This window comes from Caldovatus sediminis, from assembly GCF_014644455.1.
GTDB lineage: Bacteria > Pseudomonadota > Alphaproteobacteria > Acetobacterales > Acetobacteraceae > Caldovatus > Caldovatus sediminis.
Window position 1 is genome coordinate 94,533 of record NZ_BMKS01000003.1, and the last position, 22,841, is coordinate 117,373.

Consider the following 22,841-nt stretch of genomic DNA (forward strand, 5'->3'; position numbering starts at 1 on the left):
GGCCGCCTCGCTATTCGGGCCGGGTCGGTGCCGATGCCGGAAGCCGCCCGTGTCCGAACAGCTCAGCTACGTGCTCTCGAAGGTGCTCTGGTTCCCGCTGCGGCCCGGGACCTTCGCGCTGCTGCTCGGCTGGCTCGGGCTGTGGGCGCTGTGGCGGCGGCGGCGCTGGGGACGGTGGCCGCTGCTCGCCGCGCTCGGCTTCTACACCGCCGTGTTCGCGACGCCGCTCAGCCAGTGGGTGCTGATCCCGCTCGAGGAGCGCTTTCCCCGTCCGGCCGCGGCGCCGGCGCGGGTGGACGGCGTGGTGGTGCTCGGCGGCATGGTGGACCAGACCATCACCGAGGCGCGCGGCATCCCGGCGCTCAACGGCGCGGCGGAGCGGCTGACCGAGATGGTCGCGCTGGCGCGGCGCTATCCGCAGGCGCGGCTCGTCTTCACCGGCGGGCAGGGCTCCCTGGTCCATGGCGGGCTGACCGAGGCCGACGTCGCGCGCGCGCTGCTCACGGCCATGGGTGTGCCGCCGGAGCGCGTGACCTACGAGGAGGCGGCGCGCAACACGCACCAGAACGCGGTGCTGACGCGCGCCCTGATGCGACCCGGTCCGGGCGAGACCTGGCTGCTCGTGACCTCCGCGAGCCACATGCCGCGGGCGGTGGGCGTGTTCCGCAAGGCGGGGTGGGAGGTGCTGGCCTGGCCGGTGAACTACCGCACCGGGCGCAGCCTCGTCGTCTGGTACGACGCCCCCTTCCCGGAGCGGCTGGCGCAGTTCGAGACCGGGCTGCGGGAGTGGCTCGGGCTGCTCGCCTACCGGGCGATGGGGCGGACCGACGCGCTGTTCCCGGCGCCGTGACGCGGGGCGCCGCGCCGGTCAGGCGAGACGCGGGCCCCCGGCTTCCGCGAGCGTCGCCAGCTCGCCGACGGTGACCGGCCTGAGCGGCGGACGGACGCGCGGCGGCCCGATCTCCGCCGGGGGGACGCCGCGGGCGGCGGCGATGGTGCCGACGAGCGGGAGGAGGCAGGTGCGGCCCTGGCACGGCCCCATGCCGGCGCGGGTGAAGGCCTTCGCCTGGCTCGGCCCCAGCGCGCCGAGCTGCACCGCCTCGCGCAGCGCGCCCGCGGTGACGCCCTCGCAGCGGCAGACCACGACCTCGTCGGCCGGCGCGGCAAGGGCGGGGCGCGGCGGGAACAGCGTGTCCAGCAGGCGGCGCAGCGCGACCTCGCGCCGGAGCAGGCGCCGGAGCGGGGCGGCGCGCGCCGCTGCCCCGGCGGGGGTGAGCCGGCCGAGATCGGCGGCCGCGCCGAGGGCGGCGATGTGCCCCCGCAGCCCGGCGGCGCGCGCGCCGAGGATGCCGCCGGCATCGCCGGCGATCAGGATCCGCGGCTCGCTGCTGCGGCCGAAGGGATCGAGCACGGGGCGGAAGCAGGCCTGCGCGTCGTCCCACGCATGGGCGCAGCCGAGCGAGAGCGCCGCGTGCACGTTCGGCACCACGCCCTCGTGCAGCAGGAGCCCGCGCGCCGGCGCCTCCCGCCGCGCGCCGTCGGCGCCGCGCCAGCGCAGGCGCGCGATGCGGCCCCCTTCGCCGAGGGCCTCCACCGCCTCCACGCCGCGGTGCACGGGGATGCCCGCGCGCGCGACGGCGCGCCGCCAGGCGAGGCCCTCGGCAACGGAACGCCATGCCGTCGCCACGGCCGCGGGATGCCGCGCGGCGGCGCGCCAGGCGCCCGGCGGCGCGGTGTCGAGCACCCCGGCGACGCGGCCGCCGAGCGCCAGCACCTGCGCGCAGTAGAGCCACACCAGCGGCCCCTGGCCCGCGACCCACACGCCGGGATCGGGGAGGGCGCCGGAGGTCTTGAGCAGGATCTGCGCCGCGCCGACCGTCATCACCCCGGGCAGGGTCCAGCCCGGGATCGGCACCGGCCGTTCCAGCGCGCCGACGGCGAGCAGCACGCGCTCGCCGCGGAGGACCGAGGCGATGCCGGCGCAGCTCGCCATCACCCGGCCGTCGCGCTCCACCTGCCAGACCTGCGTCTCCGGGCGGTAGGCGGCGCCGGAGCCGCGGAAGGCGGCGACCCGCGCGGCGCCGGCGCGGCCCTCGGCGCCGAGCGCGGCGGCGAGCGGCGCGTCCGCGGCGGCGCGCTCGACGGCGCGCCAGACCTGCCCGCCCGGCGAGGGCTGCTCGTCGAGGACGACGGTGGAGAGGCCGAGCCGCGCCGCCTCGGTGGCGGCGGACAGGCCGGCGGGGCCGGCGCCGACGACGACGAGATCGAAGCGCTCCTCGCGCGGCGTCATCGCAGGCGCGGCGCGCCGGGCTGGCGCTCGATCGCCATGCCCTCGCGCACCGTGACGAGGCAGGCCTGGCGGGAGGGTTCGCCGTCTATCACCATCAGGCACTCGTGGCAGGTGCCCATCATGCAGTAGGGCGCGCGCCGCTCGCCGGTCGCGGCGTCGGTCCGCGTGTGGCCGAGGCCGGCGAGCAGCACCACCGCCGCCACCGTGTCGCCCGCGCGCGCCCGCACCGGACGGCCGTCGAGCGTCACCGTGACGGCCTGCGTCGCCTCGCGCGCCGGGTCAGGCGGCCTGTGGAACATCGAAGCGCTCCGGCGCGAAGGGCCGCAGGGTGTCGGGGAGGCGCTCGGCGAGGATCGCCTCGGCGAGGTCGTTGGCGTGCACGGCGGCGAGCGTGACGCCGGAATGGCAGATGGCCGCGTAGGCGCCGGGGAAGCGCGCCGACCGGTGATAGACCGGGAACCCGTCCGGCGAGAGCACGCGCAGCCCCGCCCAGGCGCGGACCACGCGGGCGCGGGCGAGGCCGGGCATGACGCGCACCGCGTTCGCCGCGATCGCCGCCTCGCCGGCGAGGGTCGTGCCGGTGTCCATGCCGGCGTCCTCGTGCGTCGTGCCGAGCAGGATCGTGCCGTCGGCGGTCTGGCGGATGCCGTTGGCGGGCAGCGGGATGCAGGGCTGCACCCGCTCGGTCACCATCACCTGGCCGCGCTCGGCGCGCAGCGGCGCGCGCAGGCCGAGCGCGCCGGCGAGCGCGGGGGTGCCGTGGCCGGCGGCGAGCACCAGCTTCGCCGCGCGGATCGGGCCGGCCGGGGTGTCGGCGGTGAAGCCCTCGCCGTCGGGCCGCACCGCGCGCGCCGGCGCGTCGGGCCGGTAGGCGGCGCCGTGGCGCCGCAGCGCGGCGTGCAGGGCGCGCAGCAGGCGCAGCGGGTTGGCGCAGCCGTCGTGCGGGCAGAAGGCGGCGCCGGTGACCTCGGGGCCGAAGCGCACGCCGGGCATCAGGCGCTCCAGCGCGGCGCGTTCCAGGAGTTCGAGGCCGTACACCTCCGGCCCGGCCTGGTTGTGCAGGCGGAGGATCGTCGTGCGGCGCGCCTCGAACCCCTCCTCGCCGAGGCAGTAGGCGAGGCCGCCGCGCCGCTCGTGCTCCGGGCTGATGCCGGTGGCCTCGGCGAGCTCGGCGGCGAAGGCGCCCCAGAGGTCGGCGGAGCGGCGGGTCCAGCGGGCGTAGGCGGGCATCCCGTCGCCCTTGGACTGCACCCAGACGAGCCCGAAATTCACCCGCGCCGAGCGCAGCGCGCCGTCGCCCTGGTCGAGCACGACGACGCGCGCGCCGCGCCTCGCGAGGCCGTAGGCGATGGCCGAGCCGACCATGCCGCCGCCGACGACGGCGATGTCGTGGTGCTCCGCCCCCGCCATCGCGCTCAGCCCAGCACGGCGACCGTCATGCGCCGGATCAGGTCGAAGTCGATCTCGGCGCCGAGGCCGGGCCGGTCGGGGGCGCGCACCATGCCGTCCCTGCCGATCTCGATGTCGTCCACGACGCCGTACTTCTGCGCCTCGGCGGGCAGCAGCACCTCGAAGAACTCGGTGTTCGGGATCGCCATGGCGAGGTGCAGGTTGGCGAAGTTGTTGAGCGAGTTGCCGCCGTGGTGGATCTCGTAGTTCATGCGGAAGGCCTGGGCGAGGTGCGCGGTCTTGAGCACCGTGGTGATGCCGCCCTTCACCGCGACGTCGCCGCGCAGGTAGTCGGTGGCGCGGTTCATGATCCAGGCCGCGTAGCCGTCGAGGCCGCCGAGCGGGTACTCCGTCGCCATGATCGGGATGCGCAGGAGCTGGCGCAGCTTGACGTAGTTGTAGAGGTCCTGGTCGGCGAGCGGGTCCTCGTACCAGTAGAAGCCGAGCTCCTCCGCCGCCTTGCCGACGCGGAGCGCGGTCGGGAAGTCGTAGGCCCAGGTGGAGTCGAGCATGATCCGGTAGTCGTCGCCGACGGCGCGGCGCACGGCGCGGCAGGCGGCGATGTCGGCCTCCGGCCGCTGCGGCGGGTGGATCTTGTAGGCGGCCCAGCCGGCCTCCCGGTAGCGCACCGCCTCCTCGGCGTAGGCGTCCGGGGAGGGGAGGATGGCGGAGCTGGCGTAGGCCGGGATCGCCTCGCGGTAGGTGCCGAGCAGGCGGTGCACCGGCACGCCGAGCGCCTTGCCGGCGAGATCCCACAGCGCCACGTCCACCGCGCCGATCGCGCGCGGCGTCGCCTGGCGGATGCGGGTCCAGAGCCGCGCCACGAGCTTCTCCCGGTCGAGCGGGTTCTCGCCCAGGACCAGCGGCTTCAGCCAGCGGATCAGCATCGCCGCCTCCGCATCCGCCGGGATGGTGGCGGAGCCGAGGAAGGCGTGGCCGGTGACGCCCTGGTCGGTGCGGATCTCGAGCAGGCCGAGCCGCGATTCGCCGGCGGACGCCGCAGTGTGCGCGCCGTAGGTGACGGGCGGGATGTCCTTCCAGGCGAACAGCGTCAGGACGACGTCGGTGATCCTCATGGCGCGCGGCCTCCCCTCCCGGAGCGGCGCAGCCTATCCCGCCCTCGCCGGCGGCGGGAGACGGGTTGCCGGCGCCGCGGGCGCGGCAGCGATGCCACGCTTCGGGGCGAAATCAGACCTGCCCGGTCAGGAAATCCTTCCAAAGCCGTATCCGGGCCGGCATCTTCGCCTCGCCGGCGGGGTCCCGCCGCGGCGGCCCATTACCTTCGGCCGCCGGAGATGCGAATAGTGCGGATACGGACCGGAACGTCCCCGCCGGCGTTCCGCTGGGGGAATGAGGCATGCGGGTGATCCTGGCGCAGCCGCGCGGGTTCTGCGCGGGTGTCGTGCGGGCGATCGCGATCGTCGAACGCGCCATCGAGATGCACGGCCCGGGCGTCTACGTGCGCCACGAGATCGTGCACAACCGCCGCGTGGTGGAGGACCTGGAGCGCCGCGGCGCGATCTTCGTCGAGGAGCTCGACCAGGTGCCGCCGGGCGCGGTGACGGTGTTCAGCGCCCACGGCGTGTCGCGGCAGGTCGAGGCCGCCGCGGCGGCGCGCGGCCTCGACGTGCTCGATGCGACCTGCCCGCTGGTCTCCAAGGTGCACAACGAGGGCCGCCGCTATGCCGCCCAGGGCCGCGCGGTGATCCTGATCGGCCATGCCGGCCACCCCGAGGTCGTCGGCACGCTCGGCCAGATCGACGGCGAGGTGCATCTGGTGGCGGATGCGCAGGACGTGGAGCGGCTGGCGCTGCCGCGCTCCCGCCCGGTCGCCTACGTGACCCAGACGACGCTCTCGGTGGACGACACGCGGGCGACCATCGAGGCGATCCGCGCCCGGTTCGACGACGTCGTCGGGCCCGACACGCGCGACATCTGCTACGCCACCCAGAACCGCCAGACCGCGGTGCGCGCGCTGGCGCGGCAGTGCGACGTGCTGCTCGTGGTGGGGGCGGCGAACAGCTCCAACTCCAACCGGCTGCGCGAGATCGGGGCGGAGCAGGGCGTGCCCTGCCACCTGATCCCCGACGCCTCGGCGCTGCGGCCCGAATGGGTCGCGGGCGCGCGCACCGTCGGCATCACCGCCGGCGCCTCGGCGCCCGAGAGCCTGGTGCGGGAGCTGGTCGAGGCGCTCGGCCGCGTCGCGCCGGTCGAATCCGTCAGCACGCTGGAAGGCGTGGTCGAGAACGTGCACTTCCGCCTGCCGGCCGCGCTGGAACCGCGCTCCCCCGCGGCGGCCGCGGCGGCGTCGGCGCAATAGGGCGGTCGCGGCATGGGCATCCCCCTCGCGCAGCAGTTGCGCATCGGCGCCTACATCCTCCGCCAGCGCCTCGCCGGCCGGAAGCGATACCCGCTGGTGCTGATGCTGGAGCCGCTGTTCAGGTGCAACCTGGCCTGCGCCGGCTGCGGCAAGATCGACTACCCCGACCCGATCCTGAACCGCCGCCTCTCTTTCGAGGAGTGCATGGAGGCGGTGGAGGAGTGCGGCGCGCCGGTGGTGGCGATCGCCGGCGGCGAGCCGCTGCTGCACAAGGAGATGCCGAGGATCGTCGAAGGCTGCCTCGCGCGCGGCAAGGTGGTGATCCTCTGCACCAACGCGCTGCTGCTCGAGAAGCAGCTCGACAGGTTCACGCCGCATCCGCGACTCACCCTCGACATCCACCTCGACGGCGACCGCGAGCAGCACGACTGGGCGGTGAGCCAGAAGGGCGTCTACGACCGCGCCGTGCAGGCGCTGAAGGCGGCGCGGGCGCGGGGCTTCCGCGTCGCGATCAACTGCACGCTGTTCAACAACGCCGATCCGGAGCGCATGGCGCGGTTCTTCGACGACGTGACCGCGATGGGCGTGGACGCGATCATGGTCTCGCCGGGCTATGCCTACGAGCGCGCGCCGGACCAGGCGCACTTCCTCAACCGGCGCCGCACCAAGGAGCTGTTCCGGGCGATCTTCGCGCGCGGCAGGGGCAGGGGGTGGCGGTTCGGCAACTCGCCGCTGTTCCTCGACTTCCTCGCCGGCAACCAGAGCTACCGCTGCACCCCCTGGGGCAACCCGACGCGCAACGTCTTCGGCTGGCAGCGCCCCTGCTACCTGATCGGCGAGGGCTACGCGAGGAGCTTCCGCGCGCTGATGGAGGAGACCGACTGGGACTCCTACGGCACCGGGAACTACGAGAAGTGCGCCGACTGCATGGTGCACTCCGGCTACGAGGCGACGGCGGTGATGGACGCGGTGAAGCGGCCGTGGAAGGCGCTGTGGGCGGCGCTGCGCGGGCCGCGCACCGCGGGGCCGATGGCGCCCGAGATCCCGCTCGAGGGCCAGCGCCCGGCGGAGTACGTGTTCTCACGCCACGTGGAGCAGGCGCTCGCCGAGGAGCAGGAACGGCAGAAGCGCGAGCGGGAGAGGGCCGCGCCCCAGATCGCGGCCGAGTAGCGCGACGGCGCGGCGAAGCGCCGCCAGCGCGGCGCGGCTGCGCGCGGCGAGGCGGAGCAGGTCGGCGAGGTCGCCCGGGCGGCGGGCCAGCGCGCGAAGGACGGCCAGCGGGTCGGCGCGGCCCTCCGGGGTCAGGCCGGCGAGGGCGGCGGGCGGGATGCGCTCGGCCGCGGTGTCGGCGACGGCGCGCAGCGCGGCGAAGGGCAGGCCGCGCGCGGCGGCGAAGGCGGCGGCGGGCCCGGATTCGAGGTCCACGGCAAGCGCGCCGGTCGCGAGGCGAAGCGCCCGCTTGGCGGCGGCGTCGGCGACGACGGCATCGGCGCCGGCGAACGGGCCTGCGCGGGCGCCGGTCGCGGCGGCGAGGGCGGCGGACCAGCCGGGATCGGCGGGGTAGGGCGCGCCCTCGGCGCCGCGCAGTTCCGTCGCGACGAGCAGGTCGCCCGGCCGCAGCGCGGGGTCGAGCGCGCCGGCGATGCCGAAGCTGAGCACCGCCGCCGCGGCGCGCCTGTCCTCGCTCCCCCGGGGCCGCGCCCCTGCTCCGCCGGGCGCGCGGTCGGGAGCTTCCGCCCACGCCTGCAGCAGCCGCGCCGCGCGCCGCGGATCGCCGCCCGCGCACACGACCGTCGCCTCCGCGGGCAGCAGCGCCGCCTCGCGCCGCATGCCGACGACGACCAGCAGCGGCGCGGCGGTCACAGCCCGTGCGGCACGACGCGCGAATTGCCGCGCCGCAGGGCGCGCAGCCGCGCCAGCGCCCAGACGGGGAAGATCTGCCGGTAGCCGTGGTAGCGGAGGTAGAAGACGCGCGGGAAGCCGGTGCCGGTGTAGGCCTCCTCGGGCCAGGTCCCGTCCGGCCGCTGGCTGCGCAGCAGGAAGGCGGCGCCGCGCGCCACCGCCTCGTCCTCCGCCGCGCCGGCGGCCATCAGCGCGAGCAGCGCCCAGGCGGTCTGCGAGGCGGTGCTCGGGGCCGGCGCGCGCGGCGCGGTCCGGTCGAGCGCGTAGCTCGCCCCGTCCTCGCCCCAGCCGCCATCGGGGTTCTGCCGCGCCTTCAGCCACGCGACCGCGCGCCGCATCGGCGGCGCGTCCGGGGGCAGCCCGGCGGCGTTCAGCGCCGTCACCACCGACCAGGTGCCGTAGACGTAGTTCACGCCCCAGCGGCCGAACCAGGAGCCGTCGGGCTCCTGCTCGCGCAGCAGCCAGTCGGTCGCGCGCGCGACCACCGGGTCCTCGGGGCCGTCGCCGAGCTGGGCGAGCATGGCGAGGCAGCGGCCGGTCACGTCCGCGGTCGGCGGGTCGAGCAGCGCGCCGTGGTCGGCGAAGGGGATGCTGTTCAGCGCGTGGTGCTCGTTGTCGGCGTCGAAGGCGCCCCAGCCGCCGCCGCGCGACTGCATGCCGCGCACCCATTCCGCGGCGCGCGCGATGGCCGCGTCCACCGCCGCGCCCTCGAGCAGGCCGGAGGAGCGGGCGCGATCCAGCGCCAGCACGACCGCGGCGGTGTCGTCCACGTCCGGGTAGTGGGGGTTGGCGTACTGGAAGGCCCAGCCGCCGGGCCGCACGCCGGGTCGCCGCCAGGCCCAGTCTCCGACCACGTCGAGCACCTGGCGCGGCAGCAGCCATCGCAGCCCGGCGCGCGCGGCCGCCTCGTCGCGCGGATCGCCCGTCTCGATCAGGGCATGGCAGGCGAGTGCGGTGTCCCAGACCGGCGAGAGGCATGGCTGGAGGTAGGCCTCGTCCACGCCGCGCCCGGTGACCAGCTTCTCGATGGCGGCGCGGGCGGTGCGCATGCGCGGATCATCCTCGGGGACGCCGAGGCAGCGGTACATCAGCAGGGCGTTGACCATGGCGGGGAAGATGCCGCCGAGCCCGTCCTCGCCGTTCAGTCGCTCGGTGACGAAGGCTTCGGCCAACGCCTCGGCGCGCCGGCGCGGGCCGGCGGGGAAGACGTGCTGCGCCGTCTGCAGCACGCGGTCGAGGGCGCGGAACAGGGTGGCCCAGGGCTCCTTCTCATGCTCCCCGCCCGGCCAGCGCCGCACCCGCTCCGGCGGCACGAGGAACAGCTCGCGGACGCTCACGCCGCGCGGGTTCGCGGCGCGCGGGCGGCGCGCCATCACCACCAGCAGGGGCACCAGCACGGTGCGCGCCCAGTAGGAGATCTTCGCGATGTGGAACGGGAACCACCGCGGCAGCAGCATGATCTCCGGCGGCATCACCGGCACGGCGCGCCACGGCACCTCGCCGAACAGGGCGAGGGCGATGCGGGTGAAGACGTTGCAGCGTTCCGCGCCGCCGGCGGCGCGGATCGCCTCGCGGGCGCGGCGCATGTGCGGGGCCTCGGGGCCGTCGCCGATCAGCCTGAGGGCGAAATAGGCCTTCACGCTGCACGAGACGTCGGGGGCGCCGCCATGGAACAGCGGCCAGCCGCCGTGGTCCGGCGACTGCAGGCGGCGGAGGTAGCGGGCGAAGCGGGCCTCGCGCTCGGGCGGGTCGGGCTCGCCGAGAAAGTGGCGCAGCAGGATGTACTCGGCCGGGATGGTCGCGTCCGCCTCGAGCTCGAAGGCCCAGTGCCCGTCCGGGCGCTGCGCCGCGCGCAAGGCCGCGGCGCCGCGGTCCACCGCCTCGTCGAGGAGGTCGCGGCCGAGGAGGTCGGCCGGCGCGGCGAGCGCCGCCGACGGGAAGTCCTGCATCTTCGACACGCTGATCGTTCCTGGGTCCGCGAACATAGCCCGGGATGCGGGCCTGCCGAAAGCCAGGGGGCGAATGCCGCTGCGCACCGATCGCGGAACAGGCGCGCGGCCGCCGGCGTCGTGGCCGGGACGCGACGGGGCCGGCCCCCGCCCCGCGGCTCGGGCGGCCGGTCAGCCGTCTCCGGCCTGCGAGGGGTCGGCCCGCGGGCCGGGCTCGCCCTTCCACATGCCGCCGCGGCCGCGCGCCTCCTGCCAGGCCGAATCGAGCGTGAACAGCATGTAGGCCGCGGCGATTCCCGGCAGCGCCAGGCCCCAGGCCGGCGAGAGGCCGCAGCGCCGCAGCATCGGCACGAACGCTCCCGCCATGGCGAACCAGGCCGCCGCGCCGAGCGCGCGCGCCGCGCCGGCGCCGGCCAGCGCCAGGGCCGGCGGGGCGAGGAAGACCAGGGCCAGGGCGAGCAGCATCCCCGCCAGCGCCAGCGGGCTGTAGCCGAGCTGCGCATAGGCGGTGCGCGCCACCATGCGCCGGATGCCGTCGAGGCCCCGGTAGCCGCGCAGGCTGACCACGCGATCGGTGAGGCCGAGCCAGATCGGTCCCTGCGCCTTCATCCGCCGGGCGAGCGCGCAGTCGTCGATGATCGCGCCGCGGATCGGCTCGAGCCCGCCCGCGCGCGCGAAGGCGGCGCGGCGCAGCAGCACGCAGCCGCCCGCGGCGGCGGCGGTGCGGGCGCGCGGCGCATTGGCCCAGCGGAAGGGGTAGAGCATCTGGAAGAAGAACACGAAGGCCGGGATCAGCGCCCGCTCGGCGAGGCTCTCGCAGCGCAGCCGCGCCATCAGCGAGACGAGCACCGCGCCGGTGGCCTCCGCACGGGCGACGAGGCGGCGCAAGCTGTCCGGGGCGTGGCGGATGTCCGCGTCGGTGAACAGCAGGTAGTCGCAGGGCGAGTCGGCAAGATGACCGAGGCCCTGGCGGAGGGCCCAGAGCTTGCCGGTCCAGCCGGCGGGGCGCGCCCCGCCCCGGATGACCTCCAGCCGGGGGTCGCCGCCCGCCGCGTCCCGCGCCGCCTCCGCCGTGCCGTCGCGGCTGCGGTCGTCCACCAGCACGACGCGGAGCGGTCCCGGATAGTCCTGCGCCAGCAGCCCCGCGACGGTGGCCCCGACGGTCGCGGCCTCGTCGCGCGCCGGCACCACCACGGCGACGGCCGGCCAGCACGCGGGCTCCGGCAGCGCGCCGGCGTCGCGGTCGTCCACGTCGCAGCGCCAGAAGCCGCCGCGGCCGAGGATCAGCACGGCCCAGGCGAGCGCCGCGGCGAGCGCGACCGCGAGGCTCACCGCCGGAGCATTCCCGCCTGGCGGAACCAGTCGAGGGCGTCGTCCACCGCCTCGGTCCAGGGACGGGCGCGGTAGCCGAGCTCCCGCTCGGCGCGGGCGCTGGAGAAGAACATCCGGTGCGCCGCCATGCGCAGGCCGTCGCGGGTCAGCATCGGCTCGCGCCCGGTCAGGCGCGCCCAGCCCTCGGAGGCGGCGGCGAGCGGCCAGAGCGGGCCGCGCGGCAGCCGGACCGGATCGCGGCGGCCCGCGCGGCGCGCGATGTGGCGCAGCAGGTCGCCGAGCGCGACGTCCTGGCCGCCGAGGATGTAGCGCTCGCCGATCCGGCCGCGCTCCAGCGCCGCAACGCAGCCGGCCGCGACGTCGTCGGCATGGGCGAGGTTGAGGCCGGTATCCACGTAGGCGGGCATGCGGCCGCGGGCGGCCTCGAGGATGACGCGGCCGGTCGGGGTCGGGCGCCGGTCGCGGGGGCCGACCGGGGTGGAGGGATTGACGATCACCGCCGGCAGGCCCCGGTCGCGGACCATCGCCTCCACGGTGCGCTCGGCCAGGGTCTTGCTGCGCTTGTAGGGGCCGATCGCCTCCTCAGGCCGGGCGGCGTCGGCCTCGTCGGCGGGGGTGCCATCGGGACGGGGCTTCAGCGCGGCGACGCTGCTGACGTGCACGACGCGGCGCGCCCCGGCGGCGAGCGCCGCCTCCATCACCGCGCGGGTGCCGCCGACATTGACCCGCTCCATCCGGTCCGGGTCGGGCACCCAGATGCGGTAGTCGGCGGCGCAATGGACCACCGCCGCGCAGCCCGCCGCCGCGGCGTGGACCGAATCCGCGTCGAGCAGGTCGCCGGGGACGGTTTCCACCTCCAGCCCCTCCAGGAGGAGGCGCGGCGTGCCGGGACGGACCAGGGCGCGCACCTCGCGGCCCGAGGCGAGCAGCGCGCGCGCGATAGCCGAGCCGAGGAAGCCGGTGGCGCCGGTCAGCAGCACTCGTTCGGGCATGGTCTCCGCGGGCGGCAGGGAGGCTCCGGCGAACGTGTCGCCGGACGCGGGCCCGATGTCCAGCCGAGAGGCGGCGCCCGTGCTATGTCCGCCCCCATGACCGGTCCCGATTCGCGCGGTCGGCGCGCCCTGCTCGGCATCGCCGCCCTTCTCGTTGCGCCTTCCCTCGCCCGGCCCGCGCGCGCGCAGGCCGGCGAGCCGACGGCGGTGGTCGAGCGGTTCCACGCCGTGCTGCTCGAGGTGATGCGCGACGCGCGGCGCCTCGGCCCGCGCGGGCGCGAGCAGCGCCTGCGGCCGGCGATGGAAGCGGCCTTCGACCTGCCCGCGATGGCGCGCATCGCCGTCGGCCCCGCCTGGACCCGCATGGCGCCGGAGCAGCAGGCCGCGATCGTCGCGGCCTTCACCGACTGGTCCGTCGCCAGCTATGCTGCCCGCTTCGACGGCTATTCCGGCGAGACCTTCACCACGCTCGGCGAGACGGAGCTGCGCACCGGCGACCGCCTGGTGCGCACGACCCTGAACCGGACCGACGGCGAGCCGGTGCAGCTCAACTACCTGATGCGCCGGTCGGCGACGGAGGACTGGAGGATCGTGGACATCTACCTGACCGGCGCGATCAGCGAGCTCGCCTCGCGCCGCGCCGAGTTCACCACGATCCTGCGCGAGGGCGGGCCCGAGCGGCTGGCCGCCGAGCTACGCCGCCGCAGCGCGGCGCTGCTGAGCGGCTGAGCGCCGCCGGGAGCGGCGGCGGCGCCGGGCGGCGGGGCGGCCGCGCGCGGGTCGCCGGAGGCGGGCGGTTCGGCCGGGGCGGCGGCGCCGGGATCCTGCAGCACGTCGAGGCCCTCGTTGGGCTCGGCGGCGCCGACGATGGCGCTGCGCAGCTCGGCCGCCCGGCGCTGGCGCCAGACGCTGCGCAGCCGCGCGTAGAAGTCGAGCGACTCCCGGCGCAGCGCGTCGAGCGATTCGATGTTCTGCTCGCGCAGGTCGATGCCGGCCACGACGCCGCGGCCGATGTTCGCCTCGAACGGGATCAGCCAGTTGAGCGGGTTGAGGAAGCCGTCGCCGACCAGCCCGATCGTGTCGCGGACGGTGGAGGGACCGGCGATGGGCAGGACGAGGTAGGGCGAATCCGCGATGCCCCAGACGTAGAGCGTTTGGCCGAAATCGCCGGTGCGCCGCGCGATGCCCCAGTCGGTCGCGACGTCGAACAGGCCTCCCAGCCCGGCCGTCGAGTTGAAGACGAAGCGCAGCGTGGTGTGGCCGGCATCCTCCAGCCGGCCCTGGAGGAGGTTGTTCGCAAGGACACGCGGCTCCTCCAGGTTCTCGAGGAACCGGCGGATGCGCACGCGCGCGAACTCCGGCACCGCGGCCCGGTAGGCCCTGGCGACCGGCAGGATCACCGCGTCGTCCAGGGCGAGGTTGAAGTCGAACACCTCGCGGTTCAGGGCCTCGTTCGGGTCGCCGGGATCGGTCGGCTCGAACGCTTCGGGGCCGTTCGCGCCGGCCGTGGCGCAGGCGGCGAGCGGGGCGAGAAGAAGGAGGAGGGGCAGCAGCCTGCGGAGCAGGCCCTGGCGGAATCGGGCGGAGCGCATCTTTTCACCATACCGGATCAGGCCCAGGGGCCGGCACCCGCGAAATCACGTCGAGGCAGACAGAAACGCGCAAAAAGCCTGCACCGAAGAGCGCGCGGCATGCTTAACGGGGCCATGCAGCCGCCGCGGAGCTGCTTCCGGACGCACGCGGAGGGGGCGGGAGGCACGCCCCGCCATTCCGAACTCAGGTGCCGGCCACCGGGTCCGCTCCCGCTCCGGCGAATGCGATCCGCCCGCCCTTCCCGCAACCCCGTCTGCTGGGCTAGAGGGCGCATCCATGGCCGGCCAGATCACCATCGAGGAGTTCGAGCGGGTCGAGATGCGCGTCGGCACCATCGTCGACGCCCAGCCCTTCCCCGGGGCGCGCAAGCCGGCGATCAAGCTCTGGGTGGATTTCGGCGGGGCGACCGGCGTGAAGCGCAGTTCGGCCCAGCTCACCGACCACTACACGCCCGACCGGCTCATCGGGCGGCAGGTGGTGGCGGTGGTGAACTTCCCGCCGCGGCGCATCGCCGGCTTCGAGAGCGAGGTGCTGGTGCTCGGCCTGCCGGACGAGAACGGCGCGGTGGTGCTGCTCCGTCCCGACTTCAAGGTGCCCGACGGCGGGCGAGTGTACTGAGCCGCGGCGCCGCATGACCTCGCCGCGCTACTACACTGTCACCTGGGACCAGTTGCACCGGGATTCGAAGGCCCTGGCCTGGCGCCTGGTCGGCCTTGGGCCGTTCACCGGGATCGTGGCGATCACGCGCGGCGGGCTGATCCCGGCGGCGATCGTGGCGCGCGAGCTGGAGTGCCGCGTCATCGAGACGGTCTCGATCCTGACCTACGAGGAAGAGGAGCGGGGCGAGCCGCGCGTGGCCAAGCTGCCCGCGGCCGCCGGGGACGGCACGGGCTGGCTGCTGGTGGACGACCTGGTGGACACCGGCGGCACCGCGCGGGTGGTCCGCGCGCTGCTGCCGAAGGCGCATTTCGCGACCGTCTACGCGAAGCCGCTAGGACGGCCGCTGGTGGACACCTTCATCACCGAGGTCAGCCAGGACACCTGGATCCTGTTCCCCTGGGACACCGAGCCGCAATTCATTGCGCCGATCGCGAAGGCGCACGCAAGCGGGGGCAACGCCGCATAGGGCGCGGGGGGCGGCGGACCGCTCCCGGTCAGGGGCAACGGCGCCTCGGCCGGCCCGGAGGGGCCGCAGCGGCGCATCGGTCGCGGAGTGGCGGCGCGGGGAAGTGGCTGGGGGACCTGGATTCGAACCAGGGCTGACCGGTCCAGAGCCGGTAGTTCTACCGCTAAACTATCCCCCAAGCGGATCGGCGCGCGCCACCCGACACGGCGGTTCGGCCGATGCCCGCTAGCTAGCGCGCGCGGGCCGCCGAAGCAAGCCGCGGGCGGGGGCCAGGCGGGCGCAGGACCGCGGCGACGGCACGCAACGGCCGGATGGCGCGCCGGTCCTGCACGGCCCGTCGCGCGTTCCCCGGGCCGGGGGCCGGGCCGTTCGGCCTCCTCGAATCCGCTTGCCGCTCCGCCCACATAGCCGGATCATCAGACGTCCGCCCCTACGGAGCGGACCGGACGCCCGAGATGCCCGACGATTCCGCATTCGCCGCGGCCGAAGCCGCCGCGGCGGCCGTCTCCGCCGACCCGCCGCCATCGCCGCCGGCGCGGGTGGGGACGGGCCCGCATGGGCCATGGGGCGGCGGCGGGCTGGCCCCGGCCTTCGCGGCGCTCGACCTCGGCACCAACAACTGCCGGCTGCTGATCGGGGCGCCCGGGCCGGCCGGCGGGTTCCGCGTGCTCGACGGCTTCAGCCGGATCGTGCGGCTCGGCGAGGGCCTCGCGGCCACCGGGCGGCTGTCCGAGGCGGCGATGGGGCGGGCCCTCGCGGCGCTGCGCGCCTGCGCGGAGAAGCTGGCGCGGCGGCCGGTGCGGAGGCTCCAGGCGGTCGCCACCGAGGCCTGCCGCCGCGCCACCAACGGCCCCGCCTTCCTCGCCCGCGTCGAGGCGGAGACCGGCCTCCGGCTGCGCATCATCTCCGCGCGCGAGGAGGCCGAGCTGGCGATGGAGTCCTGCGCCCCGCTGCTCGAGCCCGGGGACCGCAGGGCGCTCCTGTTCGACATCGGCGGGGGCAGCACGGAGATCGCCTGGATCCGGGTGCGCCCGCCACGCGAGCGCGGGGGGCGGCCGGAGCACCAGAATGCGGCCGGGATACCGGAGCTGATCGGATACCTCTCCCTGCCGCTCGGCGTCGTCACCCTGGCCGAGCGGGCCGGCCTTTCCTGCTTCTCGGAGCGCGGCTTCCTCGCCGTGGTCGAGGAGGTCGCGGCCCACTTCGCCGCCTTCGACCGGGTGCACTGCATCGGGCAGGAGATCCGCGCCGGCGGGGTGCGGCTGATGGGCACCTCCGGCACCGTGACCACGCTGGCCGGCGTGGCGCTGGCGCTGCCGCGCTACCGCCGGCCGCTGGTGGACGGCCAGACCCTCGACTGCGAGGCGGCCGACGCGGCACTCGCCGACCTGTTCGCGCTGGGGCGCGAGGGGCTGGCAGCGCACCCCTGCGTCGGGCCGGAGCGGGTGGAATTCGTGCTGCCGGGCTGCGCGGTCTATGCGGCGATCCGCCAGGTCTGGCCGGCGCCCCGGCTGACGGTGGCCGATCGCGGCCTGCGCGAGGGGATGCTGATGCGCATGATCCGCGCCGACCGGGCCGCGGCGCGATCGGCGCGATGGCGCCACCAAGCGGCCGAGGGCGCTGCCGCCGGGGTGGCGGCGCTGTTCGCCGCGCCGGGCCGCGCCTGACGCGTCGGGGGGGCCGCGCCATGCCGAGATCGCCCGCGGGGGGTCGCCTCCTGGCCAGCCGGCTGCGCGACGCCAAGAGGCGCAGCGCGGGCAGCCAGCGCTGGCTGACGCGCCAGCTCAACGACCCCTATGTCAGGGCGGCGCAGGCGCAGGGGCTGCGCTCCCGGGCCGCGTTCAAGCTGCTCGAGCTGGACGCGAGGTTCCGCCTGCTCCGGCCCGGGGCGCGCGTGGTGGACCTCGGCGCCGCGCCGGGCGGCTGGACGCAGGTGGCGGCGCGCAAGGTCGGCCCGTCGGGGCGGGTGGTGGCGCTCGACCTGCTGCCGATGGAGCCGGTGCCGGGCGCGACCGTGCTGCAGGGCGACTTCCGGGAGGAGGAGACCGAGCGGCGCGTCGAGGAGGCGCTCGGCGGGCCGGCGGACCTCGTGCTCTCCGACATGGCGCCGAACACCACGGGGCACGCGGCGACGGACCATCTGCGCATCGTCGCGCTCGCCGAGATCGCGCTCGGCTTCGCGCTGCGCGTGCTGGCGCCGGGCGGGGCGTTCGTCGCGAAGGTGTTCCAGGGCGGAGCGGAGCGGGGGCTGCTCGACGCGCTGCGGCGCAACTTCGCCGCCGTCCGCCACGCCAAGCCGCCGGCGAGCCGGAAGGAATCGAGCGAGCTCTACGTGGTGGCGACGGGGTTCCGGGGCGCCGCCGCGGTGCCGGCGGCGGGCGGCGCAGCGCAGACGTGAGCGGGCCGCAACGCTCGCGCGCTTGCTAAGCCGCGCCTCCGGCGGCTATGGGGGCGCGCCAAGGCAGCGGATGGCGAATCCTTCCCCCATGGCACCCGACACATTGCCCGACCCCGCCCGGCGCCTCGTGATCGAGGAGGCGCTGGCCTTCGACGATGTCCTGCTGGTGCCGGCCTACTCGACCGTCCTGCCCAGCCAGACCGACACGCGCACGCGGCTGACGCGCGAGATCGCGTTGAACATCCCCCTGGTCGCGGCGGCGATGGACACGGTGACCGAGGCGGGCATGGCGATCGCCATGGCGCAGGCGGGCGGCATCGGGGTGATCCACAAGAACCTCTCGCCGGAGGAGCAGGCGGCGCAGGTCCGCCAGGTGAAGAAGTTCGAGTCCGGCATGGTGGTGAACCCGGTCACCATCCATCCCGACCAGACCCTGGCCGAGGTGCAGGCGCTGATGCGCCAGCACCGGATCAGCGGCATCCCGGTGGTGGAGCGCGGCACGGGCCGGCTGGTCGGCATCATCACCAACCGCGACGTGCGCTTCGCGACCGACCCGAACTCCCGCGTCTACGAGCTGATGACGCGCGAGAACCTGGTGACGGTGCGCGAGGGCGTCGCGCCCGAGGAGGCGCGGCGCCTGCTGCACAAGCACCGGATCGAGAAGCTGCTGGTGGTGGACGAGGCGTTCCGCTGCGTCGGCCTCATCACCGTAAAGGACATGGACAAGGCGCTGGCGCACCCGAGCGCGGTGAAGGACGCGCTCGGCCGGCTGCGCTGCGCCGCGGCGACCGGGGTGGGCGAGGACGGCTTGCGCCGTGCCGAGGCGCTGATCGAGGCCGAGGTGGACGTGATCGTGGTGGACACGGCGCACGGCCATTCCGGCGGCGTGCTGGCGGCGGTGGAGCGGATCAAGCGCCTGTCGAACTCGGTGCAGGTGGTGGCCGGCAACGTCGCCACGGCCGAAGGCGCGGAGGCGCTGATCGACGCCGGCGCCGACGCGGTGAAGATCGGCATCGGACCCGGTTCGATCTGCACGACGCGGGTGGTGGCGGGCGTCGGCATACCGCAGCTTACCGCAGTGATCGAGGCGGCGGCGGTGTGCCGCGCGCGCGGCGTGCCGGCGATCGCCGACGGCGGCATCCGCACCTCGGGCGACATCGCCAAGGCGATCGCCGCCGGCGCCGACTGCGTGATGATGGGCAGCCTGTTCGCCGGCACCGACGAGGCGCCGGGCGAGGTGTTCCTCTACCAGGGCCGCTCCTACAAGGCGTATCGCGGCATGGGCTCGCTCGGGGCGATGGCGCGCGGCTCGGCGGACCGCTACTTCCAGCAGGACGTGCAGGAGCAGCTCAAGCTCGTGCCGGAGGGGATCGAGGGGCGCGTCGCCTACAAGGGGCCGGTGGCGACGGTGATCCACCAGCTCGTCGGCGGGCTGCGCGCGGCGATGGGCTACACGGGCAACGCGACGATCGCGGAGATGCAGCGGTCCTGCCGCTTCCGGCGCATCACCAACGCCGGTCTGCGCGAGAGCCACGTGCACGACGTGGCGATCACGCGCGAGGCGCCGAACTACCGCCAGGACTGACGGGGCCGCCGTCCCCTCCGCCGCGCCGGCGCGCGGCGGTTGAGCCGCCGGCCCGGATCGCCGACACTCCACCCTCGCCAAGCCAGCACGGCGGAGCAACGCGAGGGAACGCGCCATGGATTTCGGCCACTTCAACCTGATGAGCTACCGCACGCCCGGCACGCCCACCCGGCAGCTCGTGGACAACGAGGTCGAGCAGGTGAAGCTCGCCGAGCAGGCCGGCTTCTCCACCGCCTGGATCGCCGAGCACCACTTCTCGAACTACTGCGCCAGCCCCTCGCCGCTGATGATGCTCGCCCGCCTCGCCGGCGAGACGACGACGATCCGCCTCGGCACCGCCGTCGTCGTCGTGCCGCTCTACCACCCCGCGCGCCTGCTCGCCGAGATCGGGCTGGTGGATTCCATGACGCACGGGCGCCTCGTCCTCGGCGTCGGCAGCGGCTACCAGCCCTACGAGTTCGACCGCTTCGGGGAGGACCTGAGGAACTCGGTGCCCAAGGTGATCGAGTTCATGCGGATGCTGGAGCTCGCCTTCGGTCAGGAGACCTTCTCCTTCGAGGGCGAGCACTACCGCATGCCGGAGACGCACATCGCCTCCCGCACCGTGAACAACCGCATCCCCGAGGTCTGGGTCGCCGGCGACAATCCGGACCTGCACCGCCTGGCGGCGCGCAAGGGCTACGGCGTGATGGTCACGCCGCGCCACTTCACGCCCGAGCTGCTCGCCAGGGCGCGCGACCGCTTCGCCGCCTCCTGGACCGCCGAGGGGCGCGACCCGCGCGGCATGCGCTTCGCCGTCTCGCGCCACGTCTGCGTCACCGACAGCCGCGAGGAGGTGATGCGCTTCGTCGAGCACTCGCGCTCCCAGGTCCGCCTGTCGCAGAGCCTGCGCCGGCGCGAGGAGCTGATGCAGGGCGCGATGCTGGTCGAGAAGCCCTACGAGAACGAGCCGACGCTCGAGCAGATGGCCGACAACCTCCTCGTCGGCAGCCCGGAGGTGGTCGCCGAGCGCATCGCGCGGGAGATCCGCATCGCCCGGCCCGACCATTACCTGATGAACTTCAGCCCCGGCGGCTCCGACCAGGCGACCGCGCTGCGCTCGATCGAGCGCTTCGCGACGGAGGTGCGGCCGCTGCTCGAGAAGGCGCTCGGCCCTCTCGACCGCCTCGGCGCCGGCGCCCCGGCCCCGGCCGCGGAGTGACGCCGCGCACGCGGCGGCGAGGGCCGGCGCGCGGCCCTGGCCCCGCGCCGCGGCGGCGGGCATGATCCGGCCATGGCCGCCCCGCCTCGCCCCGCCGCCGTGATCTTCGATGCCTACGGCACGCTGCTCGACGTGCAGGCGCCGGTGGCGCGTCACGCGGCGCGCTTCGGGCCGCGCTGGCGCGAGGTCGCCGCGGCCTGGCGGCAGAAGCAGCTCGAATACACCTGGGTGCGCAGCCTGACGGGGCCCCAGCACCACGAGGACTTCTTCCTCTGCACCCGCGACGCGCTGGACTACGTCCTGGCCCGGCATGGCATCGCCGATCCGGCGCTGCGCGAGGACCTGCTGCGGGCCTACCGCCGGCCGGACGCCTTTCCGGAGGCGAGGGCGACGCTCGAGGCGCTGCGCGCGGCGGGCGTGCCGGCCGCGATCCTCTCCAACGGCACGCCCGGCATGCTCGCCGAGGCCTGCGAGGCGGCCGGGATCGCCGGGCTGCTCGATGCGGTCCTGAGCGTCGAGGAGGTCGGCGTGTTCAAGCCCGATCCGCGCGTCTATCGCCTCGCCGCGCGGCATTTCGGCGAGGCGCCCGAGGCGATGGCCTTCGTCTCCGCCAACGCCTGGGACGCCCAGGCGGCGCTCGCCAACGGCTTCGGCGCGGTGCGCGTCAACCGCGCCGGCGAGCCCGACGAGTACGGGCTGCGCGAGGCGGGCGTGCCGGAGATTCCCGACCTCGCCCCGCTGCCCGCGCTGCTGCGCCTCGGCGCGACGTGACGCCCGCCGCGCGGATCGCGGCCGCGATCGAGCTGCTCGCCGCCGTCGAGGCGGAGCCGCGGCGGCCGGCGGACGCGATCGCCAACGACTTCTTCCGCGCCCGCCGCTTCATCGGCGCCTCCGACCGCCGCGCCGTCGCCGAGCGCGCCTGGGGCACGATCCGCCAGCGCCTGCGGCTCGACTGGTGGCTGGCCCGCGCCGGCGCCCCGGCGGCGACGCCGCGGCTGCTGATCGGCGCGCATCTGCTGCTGGCGGAGGGCTGGGACCTGGACGGCCTCGGCCGCGGCGCCTTCCCCGGCGGGCGCTTCGCCGCCGCGCCGCTCGCGCCGGAGGAGCGGCGCGTGCTGGCGCGCCTCGCCGGGCAGGCGCTGCGCCATCCGGAGATGCCGGAGCACGTCGCGCTCAACGTCCCGGAATGGCTGCTGCCGCGCCTGCGTGCGCGCTTCGGCGACGACCTTCCCGCCGAGGCCGCGGCGATGGAACGCCCGGCGCCGCTCGACCTGCGGGTGAACCTGCTGCGCGCGACGCGCGACGAGGCCGCCGCGGCCCTCGCCGCGGAAGGCGTGGAGGCGAGGCCGACGCCCTGGTCCCCCTGGGGCCTGCGCGTCGCCGGCCGCCGGCCCGTCACCGGCACCCGCGCCTTCCGCGAGGGGCTGGTCGAGATCCAGGACGAGGGCAGCCAGATCGTCGCGCTGCTCGCCGACGCGCGGCCGGGGCTCAGGGTCTGCGACTACTGCGCCGGGGCGGGGGGCAAGACGCTCGCCATGGCGGCGGCGATGGGCAACAAGGGCCGCATCGTCGCCTGCGACGTCTCGGCGCCGCGCCTGGAAGGGGCGGTGCGCCGCCTCCGCCGGGCCGGGGTGGACAACGCCGAGCGGCACCTGCTGGTCCCCGGCGACCGCTGGGCGAAGCGCCGCGCCGGCCAGTTCGACCGGGTGCTGGTGGACGCGCCCTGCACGGGAACGGGGACCTGGCGGCGCAACCCGGACGCCCGGCTCCGCACCCTCCCGGACGACCTTGCGGAGCTGACGGCGCGCCAGCGGGAGATTCTCGCCGCCGCAGCGGAACTTGTTCGCCCGGGCGGCCGTCTGATCTACGCTACCTGCTCGGTGCTGCCCGAGGAGGACGAGGGGCAGATGCAGGCGTTCACGGCCGCCCGTGACGATTTCGCACCGATCCCGCCGCGCGACCTCTGGCCGCGCCTCGCGGGCGAGGCCGCGCCCTTCCCGGGCGGCGAGGCGCCGTGGCTGCTCCTCACGCCGCACCGCCACGGCACCGACGGGTTCTTCGTCGCGGTGCTGGAGCGTCGCGCGCCATGACCCACACCGGCTCCGCCACCACCATCTGCATCCGCCGCGCCCGCCCCGCCGACGCCGCCGCGATCGGCGCGGTGCATGCGGAGACCTGGCGCAACACCTATGCCGGGGTGCTGCCCGACGCCTACCTCGCCGCGCTCTGCGCCCGTCGCCTCGGCTGCGCCTACGAGCGGGCGATCCTCGACCGGGCCGACGGGCACGCCGTGTTCGTCGCCGTCGCCTCCGGGGCGGCGGGCGGACAGGGCGGCGAGCCGCCCGCGGTGGTGGGGTTCGCCTCCGGCGGGCGCTCGCGCCGCCCGGCGCTGGCCGAGGGCGAGATCGAGACGCTCTACCTGCTCGAGGACTTCCGCGAGCGCGGGGCGGGGCGGCGGCTGATGCGGGCGATGGCCGCGCACCTCAAGGCGATCGGCTGCCGTTCCGTCATGCTCTGGGTGCTGCGCGACAACCCGACGCGCTGGTTCTACGGGCGGCTCGGCGGCCGCCTCGCGGCGCGCGAGGTGATCCGCTTCGCCGGGCGCGAGGTGGAGCAGAACGCGATGGTGTGGGACCCGATCGAGTCGCTGCTCGCCGCCACCGCCCCGGCGCCGGAACGGTAGGCGCCAGCGGCTTGCGCCGCG

Annotated in this window: 21 protein-coding genes, 1 tRNA gene and 1 pseudogene; 13 read left to right on the forward strand and 10 right to left on the reverse strand. The window is 75.7% G+C overall.

What is annotated here, in order from left to right:
- Nucleotides 1-49 precede the first annotated feature (49 nt).
- Entirely contained in the window at nt 50-850 is an 801-nt protein-coding gene (locus IEX99_RS05750; protein ID WP_188899065.1) for a YdcF family protein, read from the forward strand.
- Nucleotides 851-868: 18 nt separating this feature from the next.
- Here the strand turns inward: IEX99_RS05750 and IEX99_RS05755 are convergent, their stop codons facing one another.
- Genes IEX99_RS05755 through IEX99_RS05770 form a run of 4 tightly spaced genes read right to left on the reverse strand, consistent with a single transcriptional unit; the run spans nt 869 to nt 4,815 of the window.
- Nucleotides 869-2,290: an FAD/NAD(P)-dependent oxidoreductase gene (locus IEX99_RS05755; protein WP_188899066.1), complete on the reverse strand. Its 1,422-nt coding sequence runs from the start codon at nt 2,288-2,290 to the stop codon at nt 869-871.
- Nucleotides 2,287-2,589 carry a (2Fe-2S)-binding protein gene (locus IEX99_RS05760; RefSeq protein WP_188899067.1) on the reverse strand — a complete coding sequence of 101 codons (303 nt, stop codon included), beginning with the start codon at nt 2,587-2,589 and terminating at the stop codon, nt 2,287-2,289. Before IEX99_RS05760 ends, IEX99_RS05755 begins: the two co-directional genes overlap by 4 nt.
- Nucleotides 2,570-3,700: an NAD(P)/FAD-dependent oxidoreductase gene (locus IEX99_RS05765; protein WP_188899068.1), complete on the reverse strand. Its 1,131-nt coding sequence runs from the start codon at nt 3,698-3,700 to the stop codon at nt 2,570-2,572. The genes IEX99_RS05760 and IEX99_RS05765 overlap by 20 nt, the downstream gene beginning before the upstream one ends.
- Nucleotides 3,701-3,705: 5 nt before the next feature.
- Nucleotides 3,706-4,815, reverse strand: coding sequence for an enolase C-terminal domain-like protein (locus IEX99_RS05770; RefSeq protein WP_188899069.1), 1,110 nt, complete (start codon nt 4,813-4,815; stop codon nt 3,706-3,708).
- A 281-nt stretch (nt 4,816-5,096) separates the two neighbouring features.
- Between IEX99_RS05770 and ispH the strand changes: the two genes are divergently transcribed.
- Nucleotides 5,097-6,059, forward strand: coding sequence for a 4-hydroxy-3-methylbut-2-enyl diphosphate reductase (gene ispH / locus IEX99_RS05775; protein WP_188899070.1), 963 nt, complete (start codon nt 5,097-5,099; stop codon nt 6,057-6,059).
- Between the two features lie 12 nt (nt 6,060-6,071).
- Entirely contained in the window at nt 6,072-7,229 is a 1,158-nt protein-coding gene (gene hpnH / locus IEX99_RS05780) for an adenosyl-hopene transferase HpnH (protein WP_188899071.1), read from the forward strand.
- Here hpnH and IEX99_RS05785 read toward each other — a convergent pair.
- The 4 genes from IEX99_RS05785 to hpnA form a co-directional block, all read right to left on the reverse strand.
- Nucleotides 7,140-7,922 carry a phosphorylase family protein gene (locus IEX99_RS05785; RefSeq protein WP_188899072.1) on the reverse strand — a complete coding sequence of 261 codons (783 nt, stop codon included), beginning with the start codon at nt 7,920-7,922 and terminating at the stop codon, nt 7,140-7,142. The genes hpnH and IEX99_RS05785 overlap by 90 nt on opposite strands.
- On the reverse strand, nt 7,919-9,910 hold the full coding sequence (gene shc / locus IEX99_RS05790; RefSeq protein WP_188899365.1) for a squalene--hopene cyclase: 1,992 nt from the start codon (nt 9,908-9,910) through the stop codon (nt 7,919-7,921). The genes IEX99_RS05785 and shc overlap by 4 nt, the downstream gene beginning before the upstream one ends.
- Nucleotides 9,911-10,081: 171 nt before the next feature.
- Nucleotides 10,082-11,242, reverse strand: coding sequence for a glycosyltransferase (locus tag IEX99_RS05795; RefSeq protein WP_188899073.1), 1,161 nt, complete (start codon nt 11,240-11,242; stop codon nt 10,082-10,084).
- Nucleotides 11,239-12,234, reverse strand: a complete 996-nt coding sequence (gene hpnA, locus IEX99_RS05800) for a hopanoid-associated sugar epimerase (protein ID WP_188899074.1) — start codon at nt 12,232-12,234, stop codon at nt 11,239-11,241. Before hpnA ends, IEX99_RS05795 begins: the two co-directional genes overlap by 4 nt.
- 96 nt (nt 12,235-12,330) lie before the next feature.
- Between hpnA and IEX99_RS22390 the strand changes: the two genes are divergently transcribed.
- A complete protein-coding gene (locus tag IEX99_RS22390; RefSeq protein WP_229677833.1) occupies nt 12,331-12,963 on the forward strand; it encodes an ABC transporter substrate-binding protein in 633 nt (210 codons plus the stop codon).
- 167 nt (nt 12,964-13,130) lie between these two features.
- On the opposite strand, the pseudogene IEX99_RS05805 reads toward IEX99_RS22390, so the two are convergent.
- Nucleotides 13,131-13,826, reverse strand: a pseudogene (locus IEX99_RS05805) (MlaA family lipoprotein); the annotation flags it as partial.
- A gap of 277 nt (nt 13,827-14,103) precedes the next feature.
- Between IEX99_RS05805 and IEX99_RS05810 the strand changes: the two are divergent.
- Nucleotides 14,104-14,445 carry a tRNA-binding protein gene (locus IEX99_RS05810; protein WP_188899076.1) on the forward strand — a complete coding sequence of 114 codons (342 nt, stop codon included), beginning with the start codon at nt 14,104-14,106 and terminating at the stop codon, nt 14,443-14,445.
- Between the two features lie 13 nt (nt 14,446-14,458).
- On the forward strand, nt 14,459-14,953 hold the full coding sequence (gene gpt / locus IEX99_RS05815) for a xanthine phosphoribosyltransferase (RefSeq protein ID WP_188899077.1): 495 nt from the start codon (nt 14,459-14,461) through the stop codon (nt 14,951-14,953).
- A gap of 104 nt (nt 14,954-15,057) precedes the next feature.
- Here the strand turns inward: gpt and IEX99_RS05820 are convergent.
- Nucleotides 15,058-15,131: transfer RNA gene (locus IEX99_RS05820), tRNA-Gln, on the reverse strand.
- Nucleotides 15,132-15,408: 277 nt separating this feature from the next.
- Between IEX99_RS05820 and IEX99_RS05825 the strand changes: the two genes are divergently transcribed.
- The 7 genes from IEX99_RS05825 (at nt 15,409) to IEX99_RS05855 (ending at nt 22,820) form a co-directional block, all read left to right on the forward strand.
- A complete protein-coding gene (locus IEX99_RS05825; RefSeq protein ID WP_188899078.1) occupies nt 15,409-16,620 on the forward strand; it encodes a Ppx/GppA phosphatase family protein in 1,212 nt (403 codons plus the stop codon).
- Nucleotides 16,548-17,351, forward strand: a complete 804-nt coding sequence (locus IEX99_RS05830) for an RlmE family RNA methyltransferase (RefSeq protein WP_188899079.1) — start codon at nt 16,548-16,550, stop codon at nt 17,349-17,351. The genes IEX99_RS05825 and IEX99_RS05830 overlap by 73 nt, the downstream gene beginning before the upstream one ends.
- 88 nt (nt 17,352-17,439) lie before the next feature.
- On the forward strand, nt 17,440-18,936 hold the full coding sequence (gene guaB, locus IEX99_RS05835) for an IMP dehydrogenase (protein ID WP_188899080.1): 1,497 nt from the start codon (nt 17,440-17,442) through the stop codon (nt 18,934-18,936).
- 115 nt (nt 18,937-19,051) lie between these two features.
- Nucleotides 19,052-20,137: an LLM class flavin-dependent oxidoreductase gene (locus tag IEX99_RS05840; protein ID WP_188899081.1), complete on the forward strand. Its 1,086-nt coding sequence runs from the start codon at nt 19,052-19,054 to the stop codon at nt 20,135-20,137.
- Nucleotides 20,138-20,209: 72 nt separating this feature from the next.
- On the forward strand, nt 20,210-20,908 hold the full coding sequence (locus IEX99_RS05845) for a haloacid dehalogenase type II (protein WP_188899082.1): 699 nt from the start codon (nt 20,210-20,212) through the stop codon (nt 20,906-20,908).
- Nucleotides 20,905-22,227, forward strand: coding sequence for an RsmB/NOP family class I SAM-dependent RNA methyltransferase (locus tag IEX99_RS05850; protein ID WP_188899083.1), 1,323 nt, complete (start codon nt 20,905-20,907; stop codon nt 22,225-22,227). Before IEX99_RS05845 ends, IEX99_RS05850 begins: the two co-directional genes overlap by 4 nt.
- Nucleotides 22,224-22,820 (forward strand): GNAT family N-acetyltransferase, encoded by a 597-nt coding sequence (locus IEX99_RS05855; RefSeq protein WP_188899084.1) that lies wholly within the window; start codon nt 22,224-22,226, stop codon nt 22,818-22,820. Before IEX99_RS05850 ends, IEX99_RS05855 begins: the two co-directional genes overlap by 4 nt.
- Nucleotides 22,821-22,841 lie beyond the last annotated feature (21 nt).